The sequence below is a fragment of the Bacillus cereus group sp. Bc031 genome, from assembly GCF_027716265.1.
GTDB classification, from domain to species: domain Bacteria; phylum Bacillota; class Bacilli; order Bacillales; family Bacillaceae_G; genus Bacillus_A; species Bacillus_A paranthracis.
The window spans coordinates 1-7,558 of sequence record NZ_JAQFUL010000139.1 but is presented as its reverse complement, the minus strand read 5'-3'; the positions used below and the strand labels follow the sequence as shown (position 1 = coordinate 7,558).

Genomic DNA, 7,558 nt, shown 5'->3' with positions numbered 1-7,558 from the left:
AAAGTACATTACGTGTTTTTTAGTTTGTTTGAACGAAAGTTCATTTTGTTTTCGTTCTTAAGTTGATGGGCATGTGGGTGGAACCAAAGTGGGAAAATATTGAAAAACAAAAAGAGATAATACGTCAAGAAACCATTAAACCTTCTGTAGAAAAAATTAAAGAAAAGGCAGCTTTTATTTATCAAATGCATCAAGAACTTAAATTAGAGAGCTTTGGTAAAGAAGTTGATATAAGACCACATACAGAAAGAAAAATAAATGAACAAGCAAACGAATTAAATGCTTTAATACAGCAGTTATTTGTAGCATTAAAGTCAAATGAAGACGTATTAGAAGTAAGTAATTTAATTGAGAAAGAGGAAGAAAAATGGCTGGAAAACCAATAGTATTCGATGAACAAGAGTTACATGAAATTATTCAATTACGATTAAAGGAGTTAAATGGTAACCATTTAAAGCTAACATATAACAGTGTGTTTCAATTAAATAAACAATTGGTAAAAGATAAGAAAATAAGGGCTAATGGTGTCCCTTTTAAAGGATATTCACAGGATTTTTGGTCAAAGGAATATCGAGGTTCTCCATATCGAGGAAAAGAACTAATCGACGAAATGAAAAATAAGACATTAATTGAAGTGGTTGATGGTAGTTTTGGAAAGGATTTTGTTGATATCGCAAAATTAGTAGATGATCATCATACTAACCCACAACAATTAGCAAAAAAAATTATGCGTTTAATGGAGAAAGATAGAAAATCAATCAAAGAATTAAACAAAGAAAATATAGAACTTTTAAAAGAAAAACGTAAACTTCAAGAGGAAATCGAACAACTGCAAAAGGGGATAATAACACTTTTTCATCATAGCAAATCGCATAAAAACTCTCTTGTCAATGTTATGAACATGGGAAAAACGGCTGACCCTGTTGTGAAGGATGTATTAATGTCTATGTTTGCTGGTGATATGACTCTTCTTTATAATTTTAATGATAATGAAACAAAAAAAGAGGAAATGAAAGTAGTTCCATTAAAAGAAAGCAATTCAGGTTCTATTGCAGACGATTATGGTTTTTAAAGAAGAAACTGCTAACAGAATAAAAAACAAAAGAGCTTAGAACTTCTAAGCTCTTTTATTTTTGTAATGTTGAAAAGTATAATTAACAAATTAATCATACATTCAGTCCTTCATTCCATCATCAATCCATTTATTAAAATGTGTTTTGACTGGTTTGCCATGATAATACGTTCCATAAGAACTATCGTATACTCTTGTCCACCAGTTCTCCACACCGTCATTGGGTTGTAATTTTTTTTGGACTTCTATGTAGTTTGAATAAAACGTACTAGACATTACAATTGCACCAATTCCATTTTTATTACCTAAATCAGACAATTTAGCGGCTATCGTTACAGATTCACCAATCCAAACTAAGTTATTAATTGCAGAGGATTTTCTACCTACTTTAACAGCTAAAGTTTTATTTGTTGCTAAACCAATCCCTGCTTTTATCGTAGGAAGGCTTCTTTCCTCTAGTAGTTTATTCAACATTTTCATATAAGTATTTATATGAAAAGCTCGATTTGCAATATCATAAAGATCTTTTTGAAGCGGTGTTGAATATACCGCATATACACAGTCTCCGCGTATTCCAATTTCTTTTAAATCATTATCCGTATCTTTTCTTAAAATTTCTATAATTTCAGAAGTAAATCCTCGTATTACTTTCGCTATATCTACATCATTTTCTCCTGAAAACAGAGTCGTTGAATCTCTTAAATCTCTTAAATCTACAAAAATAGCACCAGTCCAAGCTTTATAACCATTAGTATAGGTGAAATCTTCATCTCGTGGGAATTTATCTACTTCATTAACTTTATCTGTATTATCAAGAATTTCTTCTACTTTTTTCTTACGTTCCTTATAGTCATAATCTTTGAAATCCATTACTTAAATCCCCCTAGCATCACTAAAATCATTCCCATTACATATAAAATTAGTACGCCTCCAATTCCAAGAGCAGCACATTTAATACCTTTACTGTAATAAGAATACTTAATTGTACAAATTTTGGCGTTTACATAAATTTGTGACAAAATATCCGTTATTTCGTCATCGTCTTGAGAGTTATTCATTTTATCTTTAAATTCTCTAAAGTTATTTTTAGCTATACTTTCGAAAAAATAAAGTGAATCATTATAAATGCCTTCATATGCTAGTGTATCTTTACTTAATCGAGGAACCAGCACTCTAACTAAGCAATAAACTCCATATATAAAAATAACCCACGAAATAACAAATAATAATAGATATAAAAGATTTGCAAAATTAATGTGTTGAAGGGGTTGTGAAAGAATCTGTTTTAACATTTTAATAGAATTCTCTGATGTAAATATTGTAAGAAATACACCAAGTACTGCAATTACAATAGATGCTTTAGTATCACAACTTTTAATCCAGTCGAGATGTCGATCTAAACGATCGGTCAGATTGCTTTTATCTAAAGAATTATTTCCTGCCATAAATATTCACCTCCTAAAAGCTTATTATTTATATTATATAATATCTTTAAGAAGATTTAACAACATTTAACAGCATTTGCATTGCTTTTATTTAATTTTTATTGGTTCCATAAAAACTTAATTGCTAAAAAACGAATGAAATTATATTGTAGTAAAAAAGATAGATAAAGAAAATAACGCTTTATCTATCTTAATTGTTTATTTATATAATGTTTTAATTTTATATAAATTCTCTTTTTAGTACCACATAAAATTATAATGATTTTCTATGCGAAAACTTGTCTCTTAATTTTAAAGCTACGTTAACCAGTGCAATTAATACAGGAACTTCTACTAATGGGCCGATAACTGCTGCGAAGGCTGCACCTGAGTGAATGCCAAATACTCCAACTGCAACTGCAATAGCTAATTCAAAATTATTACTTGCTGCTGTGAATGATAAAGAAGTTGCAACAGGATAACTTGTGCCCATTTTCTTAGATAAGAAGAACGAAACAAAGAACATTAAGATAAAGTAAATAAGTAATGGGATTGCAATTCGTACAACATCCATTGGTAACTGAACAATCATTTCACCTTTAATAGAGAACATCACAACAATCGTGAATAGTAAGGCGATTAAAGTTAATGGACTAATACGAGGGACGACCGTTGATTCATACCATTCGCGTCCTTTTGTTTTTACAAAAATAAACCGTGTTAACATACCTGCAACAAATGGAATCCCTAAATAAATACCAACACTTTTTGCGATTTCTCCCATTGAGATATCTACAACAAAACTATCCATACCTAACCATTTCGGCAATACTGTGACGAATACATATGTGTATACAGAATACAGTAAGATTTGGAAAATGGAATTAAAGGCAACAAGACCAGCAGTGTATTCACGGTCGCCTTGTGCAAGGTCATTCCAAACAATAACCATAGCAATACAACGTGCTAAACCAATCATGATTAAACCAACCATATATTCTGGATAGTCTTGTAGAAAGACGATTGCTAATACAAACATTAAAATCGGTCCAATGACCCAGTTTTGAAATAAAGACAATAATAGCACTTTCCAATCTTTAAATACGCGCCACATTTCCTCGTATCGAACTTTTGCGAGTGGTGGATACATCATAATAATAAGTCCAATTGCAATCGGAATAGATGTTGTTCCTACTTGTAAAGAATTTAGATGATCAACAAAACTTGGTGATACATAGCCAATGAATACACCTAATGCCATAGCTAGGAAAATCCACAATGTTAAATAGCGGTCTAGAAAAGATAAGTTCTTACTGACTTTCCCCACTTTATTCTCCTCCTTGAAATATATAATCAATCACTTATATAAGTATACGCTTATATTAGCGTTTGATTATATGTTTTTCAAGTATTTTGAATGGACAAGAAATTTTTAGTCAGAGAGATGAATATTGTAAAATATGAAACTAATGTTTTTTCGGATTTTTATATTATTAATTGGAGGGAAGAGATATAATTATTTAAAAACGGTAAAGGGAGTTATCCATGAAGGGAAAAGAATTTTTGGATTATATATTAGTGCAGCAATATCAAAATAGTGCTACATATAAAATTGGTAAGACTAATAAACAAAGTCATTTAAAATATAGCCTTAAACATACATCAGTTTTCAATTTAACAGATATGGATAGTGAGGGAAGTAAACCAGGTAATTATAAAACAATCGCACATGAGGTAGGGCATTTGGTTAATAATATTAATAATCCCAGTTGGTTTAAAAAGTTATTATTATTTCAATACTTATTTTTTACTTTTGCAGGTATAAGTATAATTTATGCTCTTTTTTACTTAGGTTATATTTATATACAAGGATTCTCGTATGATGTATTGTATGTTTTTTTGGTAGTCATGAGCTTAGTATCAGTAACATTGGGTGGCTATTTTGCTGCTATAAAAACGAAAGATGAGGAGTTTGCAGATCAAAATGCTGAATTGTTAATTAATAAATATTTAAAGGATGCACTCAAACATTATGGGAATTCTGGAAATGTACTACAAATCTACAACAGTACCTTAAAAGTATTACAGGAAGAAAGCAAGAAGTTTCGAAATAATTATAGAGTCATAATTACTGCTGTCTCACTAGTACCCTTGATAGGGTTAGTTATCGCACATGTTACTAACATGTAATTAATATTTTAGTTTTATATATAATGTTATTAATAAGTGTAAAAATATCAATAAAAAGAAACTAACCAAAAATATTAGATTTTGATAAATGATATAAATATAGAGGATGAAAAAATATGTGGATAACATACTAATGTAATACATTGCTTTGAATAAACTACTGAAATATAAGTTATTAATCCTAATACGACAATAACTGAACAGTAAACAAGCATATAAAGAAAATAAAATGAATAATAAAATATATTTCAAAATCATCCCTCCTTTTTTTGAGAATAATTAATTGGATTGAATTGTCAAGGTAATCCTTATAAAAACGTTCTTATAAATTTATAAGAACGTTTTTTAGTGAATAATGGGTTCTTTTTGGTTGAATATATAAGCAAATGCTTATATATTTATGGTGTAGAAAAGGAGGTTGAGATATGCAAAAAACAACATTAGAAATTGAAAAGGTATCAAGTATCCTGAAATTATTAGGAGATAAAACGCGATTAGCAATAATGCGAATGGTATATGAACAAGAATATTGTGTTTGTAACTTTGTAGATATATTTAAAATGAGCCAACCTTCTATTAGTCAGCATGTACGCAAGCTAAAAGATGCGGGGCTTGTAAAAGAAGAAAGACGTGGACAATGGATTTATTACTCCATAAATATAGAAAGTGAATACTATGAATTGGTTCAAGATATGATTCGTCATGTAGACCTACCTCATGGTGCAACTACTTGTGATGATAACTGCTGTAACTAACAGAAATATTAGGAGATGAACAAACATGACAAAGAAAACAATCTATTTCTTATGTACAGGTAACTCTTGCCGTAGTCAAATTGCTGAAGGATTTGGAAAAACATATTTAGGAGATACATGGAATGTATACTCTGCAGGGATTGAAGCACATGGTGTGAATCCAAATGCAATTAAAGCAATGAATGAAGTAAATATTGATATTACAGGTCAAACATCAGATATAATCGACCGTGACATTTTAAATAAAGCAGACCTTGTTGTGACATTGTGTGGACATGCGAGAGACGTATGCCCAACAATTCCTCCACATGTAAAACATGAGCATTGGGGATTTGATGATCCAGCAGGACAAGATTGGTCAGTGTTTCAACGTGTGCGTGACGAGATTAGCGCACGCATTAAGAAATTTGCAGAAACAGGTGAGTAATCAAAAACATAGCCGAGAATTCGTTCTCGGCTTCTTATATAGGATAGGAGGAGAAAGAAACATGAAAAAAATTGAAATTTATGACCCAGCAATGTGTTGTTCAACAGGTGTTTGTGGACCAAGTGTAGACCCTGAATTAATTCGAGTTTCTGTGGCTGTAAACAATTTGAAAAATAAAGGTTTTAATATCACACGCTACAACCTAGCAAGTGAACCAGATGCATTTGCTTCAAATGAAACAATTAGTAAATTGTTAATGGAAAAAGGACCTGAAGTACTTCCTGTTACTCTTGTTGATGGTGAAGTAGTGAAAGAGCAAACACACTTATCAAATGATGAGTTTGTTACATTAACAGGATTAACAGAAGAAGAATTAAGTCAGAAGCCTCGTGTACGTTTAGGGCTAAACGTGAAAAAGTAAAGAGAAAGAAGGAATGGGCATGACTCGTTTATATGATCCACAGACAATGGAGTTTACACCATTTTTATTTTTTACTGGAAAAGGTGGTGTGGGGAAAACATCAACTGCATGTGCAACGGCAGTCACATTAGCTGATAAAGGAAAACGTGTGTTACTTGTAAGTACAGACCCAGCTTCAAACTTACAAGATGTGTTTAAAATGGAACTAACGAATCACCCTGTAGAAATCCCTAGTGTAAATAATTTATTCGTAGCAAATTTAGACCCTGAAACAGCGGCAAATGAGTATAAAGAGCGTGTTGTAGGTCCGTATCGCGGAAAACTTCCAGAAGCGGTTATTAATCAAATGGAAGAACAACTATCAGGAGCATGTACGGTAGAAATTGCTGCATTTGACGAGTTTTCATCGTTATTAACAAATAAAGAACTCACAGAACAGTACGATCATATTATTTTTGATACAGCACCAACAGGTCATACATTACGTCTTCTTCAACTTCCAACGGCATGGAGTGGGTTTTTAGAAGAAAGTACACATGGTGCTTCTTGTCTTGGGCCACTTGCTGGATTAGGTGAGAAGAAAAAGCTTTATGAGGCAACAGTTAACGCTCTATCTAACGGGAAACAAACAACGTTGGTGTTAGTAACCCGTCCAGATATATCTCCAGTACAAGAAGCGGCAAGGGCTTCAAAAGAACTTGGAGACATTGGTGTACAAAATCAAATGTTACTCATTAATGGTATGATGCAAAATCAAGTGAAAGAGGATGAAGTATCAAAAACCTTTTATGAGAGACAAACAAAAGCATTAGAACAAACACCAAATAAATTAAAACAAATTCCAACTTATGCTGTTCCTTTAGCGCCATTTAACATTACTGGTATTGAAAATCTTCGCAAGTTATTCATAGATAATGCTATACCTGATGTAGAGACGTTAGAAGTGGAAGATATAAAAACAAAGCCTTTAAAAGACTTGATTGAGAATATAAACCAAACAGGTCAACGTGTTATTTTCACGATGGGAAAAGGCGGTGTGGGAAAAACAACGGTCGCGTCTACGATTGCGGTTGGTTTAGTAGAAAAGGGACACAAGGTTCATTTAACGACTACTGATCCAGCAGCTCACTTAGATCATGTTATGCACCACGAATCCCTACACGGAAACTTATCCGTAAGTCGTATTGATCCAAAAGTCGGTGCGACACGTTCCTAAGTGAAAAGCTTAGGCATTGTCGAACTTACAGTTCAACAGTGAACTGTCATTCC

The 7,558-nt window shown here is 32.1% G+C and carries 9 protein-coding genes and 1 pseudogene; 7 read left to right on the top strand and 3 right to left on the bottom strand.

The annotated features are described in order from the left end of the window. The first annotated feature begins 77 nt into the window (after positions 1-77). Positions 78-386: a hypothetical protein gene (locus PDQ33_RS27600; RefSeq protein WP_270757006.1), complete on the top strand. Its 309-nt coding sequence runs from the start codon at positions 78-80 to the stop codon at positions 384-386. Further along, positions 368-1,072, top strand: a complete 705-nt coding sequence (locus tag PDQ33_RS27595) for a hypothetical protein (protein WP_048540266.1) — start codon at positions 368-370, stop codon at positions 1,070-1,072. Before PDQ33_RS27600 ends, PDQ33_RS27595 begins: the two co-directional genes overlap by 19 nt. Positions 1,073-1,174: 102 nt before the next feature. On the opposite strand, the gene PDQ33_RS27590 is transcribed toward PDQ33_RS27595, so the two are convergent. The 3 genes from PDQ33_RS27590 to arsB form a co-directional block, all read right to left on the bottom strand. After that, on the bottom strand, positions 1,175-1,942 hold the full coding sequence (locus PDQ33_RS27590; RefSeq protein WP_270757007.1) for an adenylate/guanylate cyclase domain-containing protein: 768 nt from the start codon (positions 1,940-1,942) through the stop codon (positions 1,175-1,177). Beyond that, on the bottom strand, positions 1,942-2,517 hold the full coding sequence (locus tag PDQ33_RS27585) for a Pycsar system effector family protein (protein WP_048540270.1): 576 nt from the start codon (positions 2,515-2,517) through the stop codon (positions 1,942-1,944). The genes PDQ33_RS27590 and PDQ33_RS27585 overlap by 1 nt, the downstream gene beginning before the upstream one ends. Before the next feature lie 253 nt (positions 2,518-2,770). Beyond that, positions 2,771-3,823 carry an ACR3 family arsenite efflux transporter gene (arsB, locus tag PDQ33_RS27580; protein ID WP_270757009.1) on the bottom strand — a complete coding sequence of 351 codons (1,053 nt, stop codon included), beginning with the start codon at positions 3,821-3,823 and terminating at the stop codon, positions 2,771-2,773. Between the two features lie 218 nt (positions 3,824-4,041). Between arsB and PDQ33_RS27575 the strand changes: the two genes are divergently transcribed. The 5 genes and pseudogenes from PDQ33_RS27575 to PDQ33_RS27555 form a co-directional block, all read left to right on the top strand. Next, a complete protein-coding gene (locus tag PDQ33_RS27575; RefSeq protein WP_048540273.1) occupies positions 4,042-4,686 on the top strand; it encodes a hypothetical protein in 645 nt (214 codons plus the stop codon). Between the two features lie 425 nt (positions 4,687-5,111). Next, a complete protein-coding gene (locus tag PDQ33_RS27570; RefSeq protein WP_061157637.1) occupies positions 5,112-5,441 on the top strand; it encodes an ArsR/SmtB family transcription factor in 330 nt (109 codons plus the stop codon). A 25-nt stretch (positions 5,442-5,466) separates the two neighbouring features. After that, positions 5,467-5,868, top strand: coding sequence for an arsenate reductase (thioredoxin) (gene arsC, locus PDQ33_RS27565; protein ID WP_061157636.1), 402 nt, complete (start codon positions 5,467-5,469; stop codon positions 5,866-5,868). Positions 5,869-5,929: 61 nt separating this feature from the next. After that, positions 5,930-6,289 carry an arsenite efflux transporter metallochaperone ArsD gene (gene arsD, locus PDQ33_RS27560; RefSeq protein WP_061157635.1) on the top strand — a complete coding sequence of 120 codons (360 nt, stop codon included), beginning with the start codon at positions 5,930-5,932 and terminating at the stop codon, positions 6,287-6,289. Positions 6,290-6,308: 19 nt separating this feature from the next. Continuing rightward, a pseudogene (locus PDQ33_RS27555) lies at positions 6,309-7,487 on the top strand (TRC40/GET3/ArsA family transport-energizing ATPase); the annotation flags it as partial. Positions 7,488-7,558 lie beyond the last annotated feature (71 nt).

Coding starts and splice junctions, on each gene's coding strand:
- PDQ33_RS27595 (WP_048540266.1), top strand. CDS start 368: ATGGCTGGAAAACCAATAGTATTCGATGAACAAGAGTTACATGAAATT.
- PDQ33_RS27590 (WP_270757007.1), bottom strand. CDS start 1,942: ATGGATTTCAAAGATTATGACTATAAGGAACGTAAGAAAAAAGTAGAA.
- PDQ33_RS27585 (WP_048540270.1), bottom strand. CDS start 2,517: ATGGCAGGAAATAATTCTTTAGATAAAAGCAATCTGACCGATCGTTTA.
- PDQ33_RS27575 (WP_048540273.1), top strand. CDS start 4,042: ATGAAGGGAAAAGAATTTTTGGATTATATATTAGTGCAGCAATATCAA.
- PDQ33_RS27570 (WP_061157637.1), top strand. CDS start 5,112: ATGCAAAAAACAACATTAGAAATTGAAAAGGTATCAAGTATCCTGAAA.
- arsC (WP_061157636.1), top strand. CDS start 5,467: ATGACAAAGAAAACAATCTATTTCTTATGTACAGGTAACTCTTGCCGT.
- arsD (WP_061157635.1), top strand. CDS start 5,930: ATGAAAAAAATTGAAATTTATGACCCAGCAATGTGTTGTTCAACAGGT.